At 69.6% G+C, this 17470-nt stretch carries 14 protein-coding genes and 7 pseudogenes; 16 read left to right on the plus strand and 5 right to left on the minus strand.

Annotated elements, in window-relative coordinates:
* The 3 genes and pseudogenes from AB0P06_RS29855 to AB0P06_RS29865 all read left to right on the plus strand — a co-directional run.
* Positions 1-397, plus strand: a pseudogene (locus tag AB0P06_RS29855) (transposase); the annotation flags it as partial.
* A gap of 172 nt (positions 398-569) precedes the next feature.
* Positions 570-1031: a hypothetical protein gene (locus AB0P06_RS29860; RefSeq protein WP_148836477.1), complete on the plus strand. Its 462-nt coding sequence runs from the start codon at positions 570-572 to the stop codon at positions 1029-1031.
* A gap of 55 nt (positions 1032-1086) precedes the next feature.
* Positions 1087-1275: pseudogene (locus AB0P06_RS29865) on the plus strand (IS630 family transposase); the annotation flags it as partial.
* Positions 1276-1370: 95 nt separating this feature from the next.
* Here the strand turns inward: AB0P06_RS29865 and AB0P06_RS29870 are convergent.
* The gene (locus tag AB0P06_RS29870) at positions 1371-1748 is read right to left on the minus strand and encodes a nuclear transport factor 2 family protein (protein WP_363612767.1); all 378 of its coding nucleotides are present in this window, start codon (positions 1746-1748) and stop codon (positions 1371-1373) included.
* 160 nt (positions 1749-1908) lie between these two features.
* On the opposite strand from AB0P06_RS29870, the pseudogene AB0P06_RS29875 reads away from it, so the two are divergent.
* The 8 genes and pseudogenes from AB0P06_RS29875 (at position 1909) to AB0P06_RS29910 (ending at position 8452) form a co-directional block, all read left to right on the plus strand.
* Positions 1909-2720: pseudogene (locus tag AB0P06_RS29875) on the plus strand (IS5 family transposase).
* A 166-nt stretch (positions 2721-2886) separates the two neighbouring features.
* Positions 2887-3243: pseudogene (locus AB0P06_RS29880) on the plus strand (transposase); the annotation flags it as partial.
* A 62-nt stretch (positions 3244-3305) separates the two neighbouring features.
* A pseudogene (locus tag AB0P06_RS29885) lies at positions 3306-3554 on the plus strand (integrase core domain-containing protein); the annotation flags it as partial.
* 100 nt (positions 3555-3654) lie between these two features.
* Positions 3655-4077 (plus strand): RHS repeat-associated core domain-containing protein, encoded by a 423-nt coding sequence (locus AB0P06_RS29890; RefSeq protein WP_363612850.1) that lies wholly within the window; start codon positions 3655-3657, stop codon positions 4075-4077.
* On the plus strand, positions 3984-4778 hold the full coding sequence (locus tag AB0P06_RS29895; RefSeq protein ID WP_363612769.1) for a hypothetical protein: 795 nt from the start codon (positions 3984-3986) through the stop codon (positions 4776-4778). The genes AB0P06_RS29890 and AB0P06_RS29895 overlap by 94 nt, the downstream gene beginning before the upstream one ends.
* A 795-nt stretch (positions 4779-5573) precedes the next feature.
* Positions 5574-6263 (plus strand): annotated as a pseudogene (locus tag AB0P06_RS29900) (transposase); the annotation flags it as partial.
* Between the two features lie 162 nt (positions 6264-6425).
* Complete coding sequence (locus tag AB0P06_RS29905; RefSeq protein ID WP_363612771.1) at positions 6426-7211, plus strand: IS5 family transposase; 786 nt, start codon at positions 6426-6428, stop codon at positions 7209-7211.
* Between the two features lie 557 nt (positions 7212-7768).
* Positions 7769-8452, plus strand: a complete 684-nt coding sequence (locus AB0P06_RS29910; RefSeq protein WP_363612773.1) for a signal protein — start codon at positions 7769-7771, stop codon at positions 8450-8452.
* Between the two features lie 870 nt (positions 8453-9322).
* Here the strand turns inward: AB0P06_RS29910 and AB0P06_RS29915 are convergent.
* Positions 9323-9556: a hypothetical protein gene (locus tag AB0P06_RS29915; protein WP_363612775.1), complete on the minus strand. Its 234-nt coding sequence runs from the start codon at positions 9554-9556 to the stop codon at positions 9323-9325.
* 1079 nt (positions 9557-10635) lie between these two features.
* Positions 10636-10911: a hypothetical protein gene (locus AB0P06_RS29920; RefSeq protein ID WP_363612777.1), complete on the minus strand. Its 276-nt coding sequence runs from the start codon at positions 10909-10911 to the stop codon at positions 10636-10638.
* Between AB0P06_RS29920 and AB0P06_RS29925 the strand changes: the two genes are divergently transcribed.
* Complete coding sequence (locus tag AB0P06_RS29925; RefSeq protein WP_363612779.1) at positions 10891-11427, plus strand: transposase; 537 nt, start codon at positions 10891-10893, stop codon at positions 11425-11427. The two genes, AB0P06_RS29920 and AB0P06_RS29925, sit on opposite strands and share 21 nt — an antisense overlap.
* A 216-nt stretch (positions 11428-11643) precedes the next feature.
* Here AB0P06_RS29925 and AB0P06_RS29930 read toward each other — a convergent pair.
* Both AB0P06_RS29930 and AB0P06_RS29935 read right to left on the minus strand, forming a co-directional pair.
* A pseudogene (locus AB0P06_RS29930) lies at positions 11644-12165 on the minus strand (FAD-binding protein); the annotation flags it as partial.
* Positions 12166-12468: 303 nt separating this feature from the next.
* Positions 12469-12723 (minus strand): integrase core domain-containing protein, encoded by a 255-nt coding sequence (locus AB0P06_RS29935; RefSeq protein ID WP_363612781.1) that lies wholly within the window; start codon positions 12721-12723, stop codon positions 12469-12471.
* Positions 12724-13111: 388 nt separating this feature from the next.
* On the opposite strand from AB0P06_RS29935, the gene AB0P06_RS29940 reads away from it, so the two are divergent.
* The 4 genes from AB0P06_RS29940 to AB0P06_RS29955 all read left to right on the plus strand — a co-directional run bounded on the left by AB0P06_RS29940 (position 13112) and on the right by AB0P06_RS29955 (position 17045).
* Positions 13112-14713: a prenyltransferase/squalene oxidase repeat-containing protein gene (locus tag AB0P06_RS29940; protein ID WP_363612783.1), complete on the plus strand. Its 1602-nt coding sequence runs from the start codon at positions 13112-13114 to the stop codon at positions 14711-14713.
* On the plus strand, positions 14710-15963 hold the full coding sequence (locus AB0P06_RS29945; RefSeq protein ID WP_363612785.1) for a cytochrome P450: 1254 nt from the start codon (positions 14710-14712) through the stop codon (positions 15961-15963). Before AB0P06_RS29940 ends, AB0P06_RS29945 begins: the two co-directional genes overlap by 4 nt.
* Before the next feature lie 46 nt (positions 15964-16009).
* Positions 16010-16600, plus strand: coding sequence for an HAD family phosphatase (locus AB0P06_RS29950; protein ID WP_363612787.1), 591 nt, complete (start codon positions 16010-16012; stop codon positions 16598-16600).
* A 241-nt stretch (positions 16601-16841) separates the two neighbouring features.
* On the plus strand, positions 16842-17045 hold the full coding sequence (locus AB0P06_RS29955) for an EF-hand domain-containing protein (protein ID WP_363612789.1): 204 nt from the start codon (positions 16842-16844) through the stop codon (positions 17043-17045).
* Positions 17046-17470: the final 425 nt, after the last annotated feature.

Consider the following 17470-nt stretch of genomic DNA (forward strand, 5'->3'; position numbering starts at 1 on the left):
ACGACCTGACCGGCCTGGCCCGCGTGAAGGAGGGACGCAACCCCGAGCCGACAGCATCCGTCATCGACACCCAGAGTGTGAAGACCTCCACCAACATGCCCCTGACCAGCCAAGGAACCGACGCAGCGAAGAGAACGCCATGGTCGAGCACGGAGCCAGCCTGGGAGTCGACGTCGAGGTCGTCCACCGCAAATCCGAAGCCCCTGGATTTCACGTGGTGAAAAGGCGATGGGTGGTCGAACGAAGCCTGGGGTGGATCATGCTAAGACGGCGCCTCGCCCGCGACTACGAGACCTTGCCGACCAGCTCCGAAGCCATGATCCACATCGCCTCGATCGACAACCTCGCCAAGCGCATAACGGACGAGACCACACCAACCTGGCGAGGGACTTACTAGGGCATAAAGGGCAATCCGTTCACATCAAACGCCCACTGAGTGCCTGACTGAAAACCGGTGACTGTGCAGATGGTCAGCGCCATTCGCCGACGACGAGGCCCGGGAGCGTCCAGGGAACTCCACCGCGCTGTACGGTCGGGCGAGTACCGCAGCTGTCGACACAGGAGCCGAGATGGGACCGGATCATGTTTCTGATTGGTTCTGGGAGGTCCTGGAAGCGACACGACCGCGTCTGTCTGCTCTGGAGTTGTGGTTGGAGTCCCACTCGCGGGAGGTGCTTGAAGCCTTCGCGCTCGCATACGAGTCCGCGGCGGAATCGCTGGCCGACTTCTCGGAAGGTGTGAGCGTGGATGGGGACGTCTGGTCCGAAGACAGCACCGAAGATCTGTGCATGTGGGTGGTCGGGCAGGGCTACGGGCTGTGGAGCTCGGTGGTTGTGGGAGAACTGCGGCTGGAAGAAGTCGCTCAGATGTATCTGGGCCGTGCTCCGCTGCTTCCAGAAGGCGTGGCGCCGTGGGACGGGGATGTCTCGGACCCTGAGCACAGGGGCTACCAGTCTCCCGGGGCCATCGTCCACGGCGTCTACCGGACGCGATTCGCCGAGGAGCTCCATGAACGGCTTGAGGGTATGTGAGGAGATTGCCCGGGCCGGGCGGGTAACGCGGGCGGGGCTCCTGGCGGATGCGGCGGCCCACTTCGGCCCGCTGCGGCAGTTCACCCTGGCCAACTCCCACCACCGCAGTCACCCCGCGCAAACCCAGGCACTGCACCGCTACCTGCGCTGGCGCAACACCAACGCCCGCCACCCCGACGTACTCGCCGCCCAACGCAAGGAACGTGCCCGCAGCCGCAGCGAAAAGGGCATCCGCTGGGGCGGCGCCCCCTCAACACCGCAGCCTGACCAACCGCGAACAGCAGCCCCCGAACGCCGACGGGGCAGGTTCAGGAGAAGGACAAGCGACAGAAGGATGACTCAGGAGGCGAACGGCTCGATCTCCCCCGCAAAGACGATGACCTGGTCGATGAGGCTCCGCCGCAGATGGACGACATCCGTTCCCGCCAGGCGGGGGCCTCCATCGGGCGTGGTGAAGACCCACTGGTACCGGGCCCACTCGTCAGGCATGTCCACCGCTGAGCAGCGCAGCATCGTGCCGGTCCCCGCCGGGTGGCGCCGGATGTCCAGCACGAACCGCTCGACCGCCGCGATTCCTTCGATGCGGCCCAACGGCCCCCAGAAGACCACGTCTGAGGTCAGGGCCTGGGAGAGCAGGGCAGTCACATAGCTGTCGTCCGAGGCGTTGAACGCGGAGATGAACGTGTCGATCGCGGAGCGTGCGGTCTCTTCCTGCATGCCCCAGTAATACCAGCCGTTTCGCGTGCGCGCTCATCCCGCGAGCCGCCTTCCGATCACGGTGAACCATCCCGGTCACAGCACTAGGGCGGGTATCGGGTCGCGATCAATCTGTGGGAATCGCCCTCACGGCGAGGCCTGATCAGGTAGATCATGTCGCGTGACGCGAGTGCAACTGGCGGATGCGGAATGGGAGTTCATCGAGCCGTACCTGCCGATCGGCGAGTACGGCCCGTACCCGGAGCGGCTGCGGCAGCAGTTCGGGGGCGTGATCTGGCGGTTCAGGACCGGAGGGCAGCGGCGGGAGATGCCGGCGGAGTTCGGCGCGTGGTCAACCGTCTCCGATCGCTTCCGGCAATGGCGTGACGCGGGCGTCTTCGAAGCCCTGCTGGAGGGCGCGATCGCGGAGGCCGCGAGGCGGGGCGAGAACGACGACGTGCCCGGCGGCGGCGCAGGCTCCGGCTGAAGGCCGCCCTGCCCGGACGCTCCAGAGGCGGGCAGGCCAGCAGGATCCATGTCGCCGGTGAGCGGAAGTGCCGACCGCTGGTGTTCGTGCTGACCGAGGGACAGGCCGCCGACAGTCCGCAGTTCATCCCCGTGCTCAAGAAATTACGGGTTCACGGGCCGGTCGGCCGTCCCCGCACCCGGCCCGACGCGGTCGCCGGGGACAAGGCCTACTCGTCCTGTGGCAACCGCGCCCACCTGCGTCAACGCGCGATCAAGGCCGTCATCCCGGAGAAGGAGGGCCAGGCCGTCAACCGGACGAGGAAGGGCAGCCGTGGCGGCCGGCCCGTCAGCCACGACGCCGACCTCTACAAAGAGCGCGACACTGTCGAACGGCTGATCAACAAGCTGAAGGCCTGGCGAGGCATCGCCACCCGCTACGACAAGACGTCCGCCGGCTACCTCGCCGGCCTCCATCTCCGCGGCGCGATGATCTGGATCAAAGACCTCAACAGGATCACCCCTTGATCGCGACCAAATACGCTCCCTAGCCTGCGCGTTTCACTTGCGGGTGCGTCTGGGTCATGATCAGAAACGCGAAAGTGCCTTCTGTACTGGGATGATGAGGCTTGTCGAAGGTCTCTGTCAGCCCAGCAGGAAGGCACTTTCTACGTGCACACTACCGGGTCACGTCCCCCGGCTCGTCGTCTCCGCCGACGGTCGCGGTGTAGTCAGCCATGCCGGATCCCGCCTGCTGGCGGATCTTGCCGAGGCCACCGGCCTCACACAAGCCTTCAGCCACGCCCTGCGCCGGCTGCGTCCGCGCGGCACCGGCCACGACCCGGGCAGGATCGCCGCCGACCTCGCGGTGATGCTCGCCGACGGCGGCGAGGCGATCGCCGACCTGGCCCTGCTGCGCGACCAGCCCGAGGCCTTCGGCCCCATCGCCTCCACCCCGACCGCACGGCGACTGCCGGCCGGCATCGATGCGGCCGCGCTCAGCGCCCTGCGCGCGGCCCGGGCCGCCGCCCGCGAGATCGCCTGGCTGCAGGCCGGCGAGACCCGGGAAGCAATACCCGCCTCGCACGCGGGCGGACGTCAACTGCCCGGCCACGGCGTTCGATGGGCCGGGTCGGCTCCAGTTACGACAACGCGATGGCCGAGTCGTTCTTCGCCACGTTGAAGCGCGAACTGCTCTACGGCTCACGCTGGCTGAACCGGGCACAGGCCCGTATGGCGGTCTTCGCCTGGATGGCCTGGTACAACCGAAGGCGGCGTCACTCCGCCCTCGGATACCGCAGCCCCGTCGACTATGAACGGCAACACGCCGCGAGCGTCATTAACCTGGACTTGGTCGCATAACAGGTAAGTGTCTATAAAATAGGGCAAAGCCTGCCTCACCTGGGACATCAACAACCGTCTGCCGCAGATCGCCACCGAGACCGACGGCTCAGGCGCACTGATAGGCGACTACACCTACGACCCACTCGGACTCCCCCAGAGCCAGCACACGCCATACGGCACCTCCCACTTCCACCACGACTGGCTCGGTTCGACCACCGACCTCACCGGCTCCACCGGCGAGCAGAAGAGCCGAACCGCCTACGACCCCTACGGGCAAGCGGGCACCGCCACAGTCGCGACCAGCGCCCCGCCCACACCGTTCGGCTTCGCCGGTCAGTACAACGACCCGGCCCTGCAGGGCAAGCAATACCTCCGGGCTCGCGAATACGACCCCGCCAGCGGCCGCTTCAACACCCGCGACCCCCTCGCCACCCCGGCGAACTCCCCGTGCGCGTCCAGGTACACCTACGCCGCTGGTGCACCCACCATCTACACCGACCCCACCGGCCTGTCCCCGAAGACGACAACCCCGACGACGTAACCCTCGGAAACGCCGGCGGCTGGCTCGCTCAAGGCGCCAAAGCCCCCTTCGAGTTCGTCGGCGACGTCTTCAACGCCGTCACCGGCCGCAACGGCGGCGCCGGCGCCTTCGTCGACAAGTACTTCCCCGTCCGCCCCGCCTACGCGATGTACGTCGCCGCAGCCAAACTCCGCGAATTCGGCTGCACCAACGTCGCCGATCTCGTGGAAAAGAACGCCGACGCACTCGCCCAACAAGTCGCGGTAGCCGGTCTCGGAGGCCTCAGTAGGTGGATGACTGGCCGAGGGAAGCTCGAAGCATCGGCGATAACTGATCAACTTTCCAGCCTTGAGCGCGAGGTGGCTCTTCAACGGGCCAAGCGGACCGGCTCTGGACCCAAGCTACTCATGAACACGGACGTAATCCAAGCCACCGCAAAGAAGTTCGGCATCGACTACAGCAACATTACGGTGGAACTATGCAAGGGGACCGCCGGGCTTGGAGGCTTCACTAGGCCGGATCAGACAGTCGTACTCGCCCGCGATGCCTTCCTGAACGAAGAGACACTGGCCCGCACGCTATTTCATGAGAAGATCCACGTCGACGATATTCGACGCGGCATTCCCTACCCCAAGTCGCAGGAGGAGGCGGAACCATGGGAGGACCGCGCATATGCCCAGGAGGAGGAGTGGTGGCAGAATATGGGGAAACATATCCGCTAGACAAACTCGGGCCGCAGGAGACAGGTAGAATGCAGAGCAAGCGCGCAGATTGGGAAAGCTGGCTGAACAGCTACCAGCGAGCCATCAAATCTCACCCTAGTCGCATCGAAGACGAATGCCCAAACTGCGGAAGCCGCTCCCTGAAGCTGGTTTTCATTGGGCCGCTGGGGCTCGGGGCCGCGTCCGCGCAATTCTGGTGCGAATACTGCCTCCGGGGAATCATCATCTCGCGGTGCCAGATCCCTGAAGGCGCACACTTCATCCCGTCCGATCAACCGCGAAGTCGAGATTCCGGATGGCCTCCAAACTTTATTCTGGTAACCCCGGAATAGCCATCTGAATTCCACACCTTCGGCAGGCGAGGGCACCCGCCCTCGTCTGCCGTTTTCAGCTCACTCCATGCGCAGCAATCTTCCAGCGGCTCACCGGCTCCGCCTCTTCCGGCTCAGTGTCCGGTTCGGAGGACGGCGTCAGGCCGGAAGCACGCACAGAGCATGGACGAATCCGTCGGGGTGCGTGGCCTTCCCAGCCGTCGTCCCAGGTACGAGACAAGCCGACCTGCCACACCCCTTCCAGGCCAACATCGCACACCGTTCTCTCCTGCAGCTCACAGGTTGTGCTGCCGGCCTCGACCGCGCGCTGCAGTTCGGTGCCGATCGGTTGGCGGTTGCTAACTTGCGCGTTTCATCCGGGGTCGCGTCCGGATCATGATCGGAAAAGCGAAAGTGCCTTCTGAGCTGCAACGATGAGGCTTGTCTAAGGTCCCAGTCGTTCCAGTAGGAAGGCACTTTCTGTGTGCACCCTACCCGCTCACGCCCCAAGCTCGTCATCAGCGCCGACGGGCACGGGGTGGTCAACCACGCCAGCTCGCGTCTGCTGGTGGATCTGGCCGACGCCGCCACCCTGACCGGTGCCTTCTCCGACGCCCTGCGCCGGCTGCGGCCTCGCGGCACCGGGCACGATCCCGGCCGTGTCGCGGTGGACCTGGCGGTGATGCTCGCCGACGGCGGCGAGGCGATCGCCGACCTGGTCGTGCTGCGCGACCAGCGCGATGTGTTCGGCTCCGTCGCCTCCACCCCGACCGCCTGGCGAGTCCTGGCCGGCATTGACACGGCAGCCCTGAATGCCTTGCGGGCAGCGCGGGCCAGGGCCCGCGAGGTCGCCTGGCTGCAGGCCTCCGAGACCGGACGCGACATACCCGCCTCGCATGCCGGAGGGCGTGAACTTCCGGTCCTGGTCCTGGACATCGACGCCACCCTGGTCACCTGCCACTCCGAGAAGGAACAGGCCGCCCCCACCTACAAACGCGGCTTCGGCTACCACCCGCTGCTGTGCTTCCTGGACAACACCGGCGAAGCCCTCGCAGGTCTCCTGCGGCCGGGCAACACCGGAGCGAACACCGCCACCGACCACATCACCGTCATCGACCAGGCCCTCGCCCAGATCCCCGACGCCCACCGCCACGGCACCCCGATCCTCGTCCGCGGAGGCTAGGCCGGTCGCATTTGCCAGGAGCTCCTTGTGTCCTTTGACCCTGCCGGGACTGGTGATGCCAACTCTGAACCGGCTCCGGCGTGTTGTTGCGTGGCCTGCCGGTTCGGCCGCGGTGGCGCGCACCCGCCGCGGCCGCGTCGGTATCCCTCGGACATGAGCGATGCGGAGTGGCTGGTCACGGAGCCGCTGCTGCCCCTGGCGGCGTGGCGGTGGGGGAAGGGCGGGCGTCCGGAAGAGCGCTGCCGCCGGGTGATCGTGGATGCGATCCGGTACGTGGTGGACAACGGCTGCAAGTGGCGGGCCCTGCCCGCGGACTTCCCGCCACACGCCACCGTCTACTTCTTCTTCGTTCGTTGGGAACGGGCCCAGGCCGTCGACGACCTGCACGATCGGCTCCGGGATCGGCTTCGCCGACGGGAGGGCCGCGATGCCGAGCCGAGCGCGGCGATCGTCGATTCGCAGTCGCTGCGGGCCGCCGAGACCGTGGCCACCACAGGCCGCGGCCAGAAGGTGAACGGAACCAAGCGGCACGTCGCGGTGGACACGCTTGGTCTGTTGCTGGTCGTGCTGGTCACCGCCGCGAGCGTGCAGGACCGCGACGGCGGCCGGCCGCTCCTGATGCGCCTGCGGCAGATCCACCATCGTATTCAGCACGTGTGGGCGGACGGCGGCTGTGCCGGCAGGCTCGTGACCTGGGCGAAGGCGCGGCTCGCGCTGACCGTGGAGATCGTCGAACGCAGTGACGACATGACGGGATTCGTCGTGCTGCCCCGCCGCTGGGTGGTCGAGCGGATGCTGTCGTGGATCTGCCGCAGACGCCGCTGTGTCCGCGACTACGAGCGGCTGCCCGACCACCACGAGGCCATGGTGAAGTGGTCGGTGATCATCCTCATGACCCGCCGACTCGCCCGATCATCAGCCGTCTCCCGCGCAACGTGACCGGTTCTCGGTCAGGCGCTCAGCGGCCCATCACCCGCAAAGGAGCGAACACCACCTGATGCCACGCCAGGTGGGAGCCCAACCGTGCGCCGACAAGGCCCATGACCACCACTTCGTCCGGGTGTTCCTCCGCGAGCGCGGCATCGCGGCCCGCGTCCTGCGGCGAGGCCGGGCCCGGCGAGGGCGAGCAGCTCGGCGGTGGCCGGCTGCTTCGGCGGCCAGTCGTAGGTCCGCCACGGCCGAGCGCGCCGAGGAGGCGGTGGTGCCGACCAGGACCACCAGGAGCCGCGGGAAGGTCCGCCGGTGCAGCTCCCACGCCCGCCCCGCCCTTCGGGCCCGGCTGCTCCCACAGCCGCGCGCAGGCGGCCAGCTGCGCCGTGCGGTGCTCGGCGCCCGCACCGGGGCGCGGTGGTGTGCCGGTCAGGGCGACCAGCGCGCTCGGGAATGCCCGTCGGCGCCGCTCCCATGCCCGCTCCGATCCGTCCGGGACGCGGTCCGGCCCGGGCCACCGGCGGGGCCGTGTTCGGGCCCTGACGGCCGCTCCGTAAGGTACACGCATGCGTCTCATGCGTTTCCCGGTTTTGGTCACTGCCGTTCTGTTTCTGGCCGCGGCCTGCTCCGGCAGCCCTGATCCGGTGTCCCCGTCGCACGCCCGCCCCTCCTCTCTGCCCGCTCCGGATGCCGAAACACAGTCGGAACCCGCCCGGATCGCCTTGCGCGACCTCACCTCGGCCGAGTTCCAGCACATGTGGTGGAACTGGGCCGCATCGACCGAGGCCTCGCAGAACCCGGTCATGGACACCGACGGCCGGTTCTGCTCGCGGGGCCAGCGAGACGAGGGGATCTGGTTCCTGGCCGGGACCTTCGGCGGCGCGGCAACACGCACCTGCACAGTGCCTGAGGGCGCGTCGGTGGCGTTTCCACTGGTGAGCCGGGTCAGCGGGGAGTCCTCGGACTGCCTGAGCTTCATGAACGAGGCAAAGGGAAGCGCCGTTCTCGACAGCCGCACGTTGCCGCACGAGGAACTCGCCTCCACTCGCATCAGGCTGACGCCCGTCGAGGGAAGCCCGATCAGCGAGCCACCGGGCATCTTCACCTGGTCCTGCGGCCTGTGGGTGCGGCTCGACCCACTCACTCCCGGAACCCATGAGCTGAGCATCCGTGGTTCCTCGGGGACCTTCTCTGTCTCCGTCGACTACAAGCTTCTCGTCTCCAAGCCGAAGCCGACGGAAGCGGTCTGACGGTCGGCGCCCGTACGGCCGTCGCATCAACTGGGCCTCGCTCAACAAGCCGGCCGAAGGCTCGCTCGACCATCCAGCCGAGAGACCGGACGACGAATCCTCTGGTGGCCGGGTCGCGGTGGACGATTCCGATGTCGCTGCCGGGGCTTGCCGGGAGCACCGGTACCTTGGCGCCGGGGTCGCGCAGCACACCTCTCCGGAGGGCCTCGCCATGCCGTCGTCATGGGACAAACTCACTGCGGACGATCGCCAGGAGTTCCGCGAACTGCGGGATTCGCTGGCCGCCGCCGGCATCATGACCAGCATTACCCAGGTGGCCGCCAACGAACAGGACGTCCGGCAGTGGGGCCGCCGCGTAGCGCAGCCGGCCCGTGTCCGCCCGCCGGGACCTGGGCCGGGCGATTCTCGACTCTGCACTGGTGTGTGGTGCGATCTGGCTGCGCTGGTCGGGCCACGACGGCATCCGTACCCTGCACCACGGTGCCGGCCTCGCCCGCGGCTGGGTGGAGAAGGACATCGACGGCCTGGCCGGCTGGGCGGCCCTGGTCGACGGCCGGCTCGTCGTCACCCGGGACCGGGACGGACGGGAGCAGCCCGTGCTGCACGCCGAGGCGTGGGAGGCCGGATCGACGTCGCACGCCGCCCTCGCCCAGTACCCCGCCCACCCCGGCGACGAGGACGAGTCCGGGGATCAGGACGAGGACCAGGAGCACCAGCTGCTCGGCGACATCCGCACCCGGGTCCGGCGCCGGGCGGCCGGGCTCACCTGGCCGCGCCGCCGAGGCCGCCTACCAGGCCCGGCAGAGCGCCGATGCCGCGCACCGCCGACCCTCCTCTACACGGCCCTCGGCCGCGCCGGCCTCCACACCCTCACGAGGTCTTCACGTTGGTCAGCGGTGCCGGGACGGTGTCGGTCACGGTGTAACCGCTGGAGTTACCGGGCCCGTTGTTCTTCACCGTCAGCGTGTACGTCACGGCCGCACCCGGCTTGACGATCTCCGGCCCAGGTGACACTGCCGGAGGCGCCGGTGATCGCCTTGTAGGGCCGGGTCGGCACTTCCTGCCCGATGAACACCTGCGGTTCGGCCGGATCGAACGGGTCACCGGCCGCCGCGTGCGACTGAGGCGCGATGACGAACGGGGTCGCGAAGGCGCCTGCTCCGATGAGCAAGGCCATCAACAGCAGTCCTGTGAGCGAGCGGCGCGGGCGCCCTCTGTGCCGCCCTGAGCGGCGAACTATGGTGCTCATTCAGTACCTTCCGGTCTCTGTCGCGGTATCCCGCGAAGAACGTTTCGTGCTCGATGCAACTGCCCTCTGCCGGGCCACTCCGAGGCCTGCTCGGCGGCTGCGCCGGCAGAGGTCTCCGTTCGGCCGGAGGCCTCCGCGGGGACGGTCGTCGAAGACTCGGTGTCGTCCTGTGCCGCTTCCGGCGGCGGTGGCGTTGACGACGTGACGGGATCGGACATCGGCTGGACCGGCTCCGGTACCTCCTCGGGTCGGCCTCGCCTGTCCGCGCCGGGCCGGGACTCCGGCTGCCGCGGTGGCGGTCTCTCCCCGGGTCCTTCGGCGCCAGCTCTCAACCACCGCTTCAACCAGCCCACTTACGGGACACCCTCCTGATAGGAAGCCACGGCGCGCGCAGCATCGGACCCCGTCCACGCACCGGAATCAGGCCGGCAAGCACCCGATTCTGAAGGGGAGTAAAGCACTGGTTTATTCAAACTTGTCGTATCTGCGCATGTTTTGCGTCTGCGTTTCGCCCCCCACTTGAGATCGCGGCGGGTTGAAACGATCCGCGTGTCATCGGCCGGCTGTCGAAAAGTGCCGAAGGGTGATTGAACACCAATGGGGCACCGGGGAGTTCACCCCGCCGGGCGATCTCCGGCGACTTGCCGGCGACCGGTGCCGCCGTGCCCAGGGGGCAAGTGGGCGAACATGACGGCTGGCCGGTTTTTTCGGTTCTGCGTATGTTCCTTGGGGGGATCAGGGATGAGGAGGGCGATGTCATGGCTCGGCGTGATCGGCGAATGGGCCGCAATGAAGTACCCGGGGGGATTCAGAGGGCCGAGTCGGGGTGGCTCACTCGAAGGTCGGGTGGCCGGGCGCTCGTGATCCTCCTGCGACCAGGCAACGCCGGAGTGAACACCGCCGCCGACCCCATCGCGGTCGACGCCGCCCTCGCTCAGATCCCCGACGCCCACCGCCACGGCACCGAGATCCTCATCCGCGCCGACATCGCGGGCAGCGCCAAGGCATTCCCAACCCACCTGCGCGCACCCTCGGACAGCGCGGCATCCCGACCGCCTTCTCCCTCGGGCACGCCATCACCGCCGAGTTCCGCAAAGCCATCCGCGCGCTGCCCGAGCAGCTCCGGCACCCCGCCCTCGAACAGGACGGCTCCCTCCGCACCGGGGCCGAGGCCGCCGAACTGACCGGCATGGTCGATCTCGCCGGCCACCCGGACGGCACCCGGGCCATCGTGCGGCGCGAACGCCCCCACCCCGGCGCCCAGCTCTCGCTCTTCGACTTGGACGAAGGGATGCGCCACCAGGTCTTCCTCGCCGACACACCCGCCGCCGGTGGAGGCTCGCCGCAACACCCGGAGGTCCGCCACCGCGCCCACGCCGGAGTCGAGGACCACATCCTCCCCCAGACTCCGTCCGGGGGTACCCCCAGCGGCAAGACCACCGGCTTCGGGCGCCTCTCCTCACGCCACTTCGCCATCAACGCGGCCTGGCCGGAGCTCTCCCTGACCGCCGTCGACCTGCTCGCCCGGGCGCGGACCCTGCTGCTGGACGGCGAGCCGGCCACCGCCGAGCCGAAGAAGCTCCGCTACCGGATCCTGCACACCGCCGCCCGGATCACCCGTGCCGCACGACGCATCCGCCTTCGAATCGCCTCCGCCTGGCCCTGGCGCCACGAGCTCACCCTCGCCTTCGCCCGCCTCGCAGCGCGGCCCCGCCCGGTGACCTGACCCGACGACACCGCCACCGACCACCCACGACCCGAGGACCCAAGGAGCACCCGACCGCGCGTCGGGCCCTCGGCATGCCCACCCCGCCCCGAACAGGCCGGGCACCGCCACCCCAAAGATCGACCCGGCTCGGCCAGCCCCAACCGAAACGCGAAGGCCAGGGCCGAACTCGGCCGAAAGAAGCAGAGGGAAGCAATAGTTGACGATCAGTCGGAGAGCTGTGGCGCGAGCCGCCGCGCGCCCGGCCGCCCGGCCCGAGAAGAGGCAGGTGCTGAGGAAGGTACCCTCCAGCGCGTTGTAGCCGTGGACCCCGCCGCCCCCGAAACCGGCCACCTCGCCCGCCGCGTAAAGGCCTTCGACGGGCCGCCCGTCCGGGCCGAGGGCCCGGGAGTCGAGGTCGGTCTGGATGCCGCCGAGGGTCTTGCGAGTGAGGACGTGCAGCTTGACGCCGATCAGCGGGCCGGCCGCCGGGTCGAGGATGCGGTGCGGCGCGGCGGCGCGGCCGAGCCGGTCGTCGAGGTGGCGCCGGGCGTTGCGGATGCCCTGGACCTGCGAGTCCTTGCCGAAGGGGTTGGCCACCTGGAGGTCGCGCGCCTCGATCTGCCGGCGTAGCAGCGCCGCGTCGAGCAGGGGCTCGTCGGTGAGCGCGTTCATCCGCTCCACGAGCTCCTGCAGCGTGCGCGCGACCACGAAGTCCGCACCGCGCCGCTTGAACGCCTCGACGGGCGCCGGCGCGCCCGTTGGGCCGTGCCGGCGAGCGTCCCGGCCCCGGCCGTCCGAAGGCCGGGGCCGGGCCGCGCGGGGATGGTTGAGTGTCCGCGTACCGGTGGCGGCGGTGTGGACGCGGGGTGGTGCGGGTGGCGGGCGAGGGCGGCTTCCCGTCGCGCGGGGTGTGGCGACGCCCCGCGCTGCGCTGGGTGGACGTGCTGGTGACGGCGGCCCTGCTCTCGCTGCTGTACGGACTGCTACGGCCGGCCTGTAGGGTTCCAAAAGTCCTGCACATGCGCTGAGCTGCGTGTTCGTCAGCTGCTCTGGTCTTCGTCAAGCGGTGTTGTGGTACTCGTGGATGAGTCCGTCGAGGACGTCGTGGCGCTGGATCCGCTGGGCTGGGAACGGGATGACGTCGGGGTTGTCGGCAGGAGCGCGAAGTTGCAGCGCTCGGTGCGGCCGGGCGGAGTTGTAGTGCCGGGCGTATTCGGCGAGCAGGTGCCGCAGGTGCTGCTCGTTGTAGATGAGCAGCCGGTCGGTGCACTCGGACCTGGCGGTGCGTATGAACCTCTCCGCGTGGGCGTTCATCCGTGGTGTCTGCGGCGCGCTCTTGAGGATTTCGATGCCGTCGGCGGTGAAGACGGCGTCGAATGCGTGGGTGTAGCGGCTGTCGCGGTACGAGGCGGGTAGCGGAAGCCTGCGGCCCGTTCGCCGAGGTCGGCGAGGAGGTTGCGGCCGAGCTGGGTGACCCGGGCGGCGGTCGGGTGGGCGCTCTGCCTGGCGCCGGTTGTTCGTTGAAGGTCTGTCGCGCGGTGCACGCCGGGTGCGCGACTCTCCGGCAGCGGGTGGTCTCGGTTCGTGCAGTCGGCGGCGCAAGTCGGTCGTCTGGGCGCCAGTTTCGAACATCGGCGGCTTTGCGGCGGGGGTGTGCGTTTCGCTCGTCCTCGTTGTCGTGATCCCGACCGAGGAGCTGACGGTGACGACAGGTGAGATCGGGACGGCCCGCCCGGGCGCGGCCCGCGGGCTGGAAGCGGTGGACGGGTTCGCGGCGGCCCGGGAGCGGGTGTGCGCGAGCCTGAGTGCGGCCGTCGGCCCGGACGGCGCGGTGCGCAGGCCGTGCACCAGCCGGACGCTGGAGTCGGCGCTGTTACTCGTACTGCTGCGCCGGCGCGGTGACCACCCGCGGCAGGAGCGGGAGCTCGCGGAGTTCCTGGCCGCCCCGCAGGCGCAGGCCGACGGGTTCGACGCGGCGTTGGTGCAGGCGGTCCTGCACGGCCGGACGGTCGGCGCCGATGTGGTCGGCGGTGAGCTGCTGGCCGGGTTCGACCACTTCTCGATGGCGCGCAAGCGGCTGCTGTTCGACGTCTGCCTGGCCGTGGCGGGTGCTGTGCCGTTCGACGCGTCGATGCTGTGCCCGCCACGCGCGGCGGACCGGGGCAGCGAGAACGGGGACAACACGGTCACCTGGGTCGAGATGATCATGCTGAGTGTGCGGGTCCTGGTCGCGCACGGTCTCGGTACGGGTGCGCAGGTCGACGCTGGGGAGCGCGAGCGCCTGCTGGAGCTGTTGGGCTCCAGCCGGGCGCCGGTGTGGGAGAACTACCCCGCCGCGCACCTGCTGGCGCTGCTGGCCGTCCAGGAGTTCGCCCCCGGCCACCGGCTGGTCGAAACCGGCGTGGCCGCGGTGCTGGTGTGCCGCAACCCGGACGGTGGGGTGCCGAGCATGTCGGACCTGGACGTGTTCAGCACCGCGCCCGCCGGGATCGCCCTGACCCGGGCGGGAGCGGACCGTGCGCTGCTGCACCGCATGTGCGACTACCTGATCGGCCAGCAGATGCCGGACGGCGGCTGGGCGTTCGGTGAGCACATGCGGCACAACGACGTGGACGACACCTCCTACGTCGCGGCCTGCCTGGCAACCGTCGACCCGGTGCGCCACCGTGAGGCCCTGCTGCGCGCCGGCGGGTACCTGCGGGGCATCGTCGGACGGGACGGCGGGTTCCCGACCTACGTGAAGGGCGATCCGTCGGAGGTCGGCATGACCGCCGGCGCGGTCAGCGCGCTGGCATGGAACGGGACCGACCACGGCGACCTGCTGGACGGCGCGGCCCGCTGGCTGCTGGACTCCCAGCACGAGGACGGCACGTTCGAGCGCAGCTGGAGCCTGAGCGAGGCGAACACGATCTGGCGGGCGATGTGGGCGCTGCACTCGCTGCCCGAACCGACCCGCACCACCCTCCAGGAGCGCATCGCCGATGCGAGCGCCGCCTCCCACCGGTTCCTCGCCCGGGCGCAGAACGAGGACGGCGGCTGGGGCTACCGGCCCAAGGACCCCAGCGACACCACCAGCACCTGCTACTCGCTGATGGCCCTGGCCGCCATGGGCCGACGCCCGCAGGACGACGCCGTCGTGCGGGCGGGCGTGGCCCATCTGCTGTCCCGACAGGGACCCGACGGCGCTTTCACCGCACTGCCCGACCAGGTCGCACCCCGCCCCCTGCTGTTCGACGCGCCCATCTTCACCGACACCTGGGTCCTGCTCGCCCTGACCGGCTGCGACAGCGACGAGACGCGGTGACCGGGCGCCCTGCACAGGCGAGTACCACCCGCGCACCGAGGCCCCTGCCCGTCGACCGCCCCTGCCCGCTGGACCCGCCCGCCGAACTCCAGTACCTGCGCACCGAACTGCCCGTGGCGCCGCTGGCCTTCCCCGACGGCCCACCGGGATGGCTGGTCACCCGCTACGACGACGTCCGCACCGCCCTCGCCGACCCCCGGCTCAGCTCGCGGCGCCCCCACCTCAACTCCCACATCCGGGCCAGCCTCATCACCCCCGCCGAAATGGCCGCACTGCGCCCCAGCGACCTGCTCACCAGCGACCCGCCCGAACACACCCGGCTGCGCCGCCTGGTCAGCGGCCAGTTCACCACTCGCCGGATGGCCCTGCTGGCCCCGCGGATCCAGGACATCGTCGACCAGCACCTCGACGCCCTGGCCGCCGCCCCCCGCCCGGTGGACCTGATGACCACCGTCGCCCTGCCCGTCCCGTCCCTGGTGATCAGCGAACTCCTCGGCGTCCCCTACACCGACCGCGACCGCGACCGCGACCGCTACCAGCGCCTCACCGCCGAACTGCTCTCCCTCGACCGCACCCGCGAACAACTCCTGGCCAGCAAGGCCGAGATGAAGGACTACCTGCTGCACCTGATCCGCACCAGACGCGCCGAGCCCGCCGACGACCTGCTCTCCGGCCTCCTCCAGGCCCAGGCCACCGACACCACGCTGACCGACGACGAGATCGCCGCCCTCGCACAGCTCATCCTCATCGCCGGCCACGAGACCACCGCCAACGTCATCGGCCTCGCCACCCTCCTCCTGCTGCGCCCGCCCCGCCTGTGGGACACCGTCCGCCGCCGACCCGACCTCGTCGACGGCGTCATCGAGGAAACCCTGCGCCACGCGACCGTCCTGCAGTTCGGCCTGCTCAGGGTCGCCCGCGAGCCCCTTACCCTCGCCGGACAGCCCATCGCGGCGGGCGAGCGGGTCGTCCTCCACCTGCCCGCCGCCAACCGCGACGGCGCCCGCTTCACCGACCCCGACCACTTCGACCCCCACCGCCCCGACGCCGCCAAGCACCTCAGCTTCGGCCACGGACCCCACCACTGCATCGGCGACCAACTCGCCCGCACCGAACTGCGCACCCTGCTCACCACCATGCTGCACCGCTTCCCCGACCTGCGACTGGCCACCGACCCGGACGAGGTCGCCACCCACCGGCACCGGGTCGTCCACGGTCCGGCCCGCCTCCCGGTGGACTTCACCCCCTGACCCGTCACCCGCACAGCCGACCCACCAGGAAGGGACCACACGAACGGTGGCGACCACGACTCCTGCCGGCCACGACACGTACTCCGCCTACGCCTTCGACTTCGACGGCACCCTCGCGGACACGGCCGACATCAACCACGGCGCGGTACAGGCCTCACTCGCCGCCCACGGCATCACCGTCACCCTCACCTGGCTCGCCGCCGAACCCGCCTTCACCGCTGGCCAACTGCGCCGCCGCCTCGCCCTCCCACCCGCCGCCCTGCCCGAGGACACCTTCGTCCAGGCGGCCCGCGCCTACTGGTTCGCGAACACCGACCGGATCAAACCGATCTCCGCGGTCGCCACCGCCGCACGCACCGCCGCCGAACACGCCGCCCTCGCCGTCGTCTCCGCCAACTACAGCGACATCGTCCGCCACGGCCTGACCGTCATCGGACTCGACGACCTCCCCTGGACCATCGTCGGCCGCGACGACGTCGCCCAGCCCAAACCCGCCCCCGACGCCTACCTGCACGCCGCCCACCTGCTGCGAACCGAACCCGGTCACTGCCTCGCCCACGAGGACAGCGACGAGGGCATCACCGCCGCCACGGCCGCCGGCATGCGCGTCATCGACATCCGACACCGACCCTGGTGATGATCCCGGGCAAGTCCACCGGCCGGCAGGAGCATGCCTCGGCATGCAGCAGCTCATGCTCCTGGTGCTCGTCGGCGTGCACCATGCTGGCTGCATAGGCCGGCGCCGGGGTTGGCTGGAAGCCTGCCACCCTCTCACCCACATGGCCCCACGCTGACGTGCAATGCGCGGCACACCTCTGCCAATGTGGCTGCGGCCAGATGGATCTTCAGGATCCTGATGATGACTGGAAGGACGCGCCATGACCGAAGCCGAGGCCAGGGAACTGTTCGCAAAGATCGACAGCGACTCCGACGGACAGATCAACGTCGTCGAACTCGCCAACCACTTCAAGAGCGAGGGCCACCAGGGGCAGCTCAAGGAGAAGGTCAAGGAGGCGATGGCGGCGGACAGCAACCGCGACCGCGTCCTCGACTTCGAGGAGTTCTACGCGCTGGTCAAGTAGCACGTGGGCGGACCGCCCCCGGGAGCAGGACAGGAACGAGTCCCGGGGTGATCGCCGGGTCCGCGCGCGGTCGGGTGCTGCTGATCGGGCCGGCAAGGCCGGCACGATCGCGGGGCACCTCCGTGCCGCCCGGGGGTGGTCCGTCGTGCGCCCTACTGGTGCACGTACTCGCGGCCTGGACGCACGTCAAGCACAGGTCAAGCCGCGGATCCGCGTCGACTCGCGGCCGAGCCACTGCTCGGCGCGTGCACCGGCCGCAACCCACGCCGAGTTCGCCGGCCTCCTGAGAGCGGCGGAAACCGCCCGGGACAGGTACATGGTGGCAATCACGGCCTGCTGCGTACCGCGCGTCGACCAGCTCGTGTCACTGATGCGCGAGGACACCCACTGCGTCCCGATCGGCCGGACCGTGCCGGGGCGCCCCT

This window comes from Kitasatospora sp. NPDC088351 (assembly GCF_040685575.1).
Lineage (GTDB): Bacteria > Actinomycetota > Actinomycetes > Streptomycetales > Streptomycetaceae > Kitasatospora.

Excerpts from the sequence above, each read along its gene's own strand:
- AB0P06_RS29925 (WP_363612779.1), top strand. The coding sequence starts at position 10,891 with ATGGTCGATCTCGCCGGCCACCCGGACGGCACCCGGGCCATCGTGCGG.
- AB0P06_RS29860 (WP_148836477.1), top strand. The coding sequence starts at position 570 with ATGGGACCGGATCATGTTTCTGATTGGTTCTGGGAGGTCCTGGAAGCG.
- AB0P06_RS29870 (WP_363612767.1), bottom strand. The coding sequence starts at position 1,748 with ATGCAGGAAGAGACCGCACGCTCCGCGATCGACACGTTCATCTCCGCG.
- AB0P06_RS29955 (WP_363612789.1), top strand. The coding sequence starts at position 16,842 with ATGACCGAAGCCGAGGCCAGGGAACTGTTCGCAAAGATCGACAGCGAC.
- AB0P06_RS29935 (WP_363612781.1), bottom strand. The coding sequence starts at position 12,723 with ATGAACGCCCACGCGGAGAGGTTCATACGCACCGCCAGGTCCGAGTGC.
- AB0P06_RS29905 (WP_363612771.1), top strand. The coding sequence starts at position 6,426 with ATGAGCGATGCGGAGTGGCTGGTCACGGAGCCGCTGCTGCCCCTGGCG.
- AB0P06_RS29910 (WP_363612773.1), top strand. The coding sequence starts at position 7,769 with ATGCGTCTCATGCGTTTCCCGGTTTTGGTCACTGCCGTTCTGTTTCTG.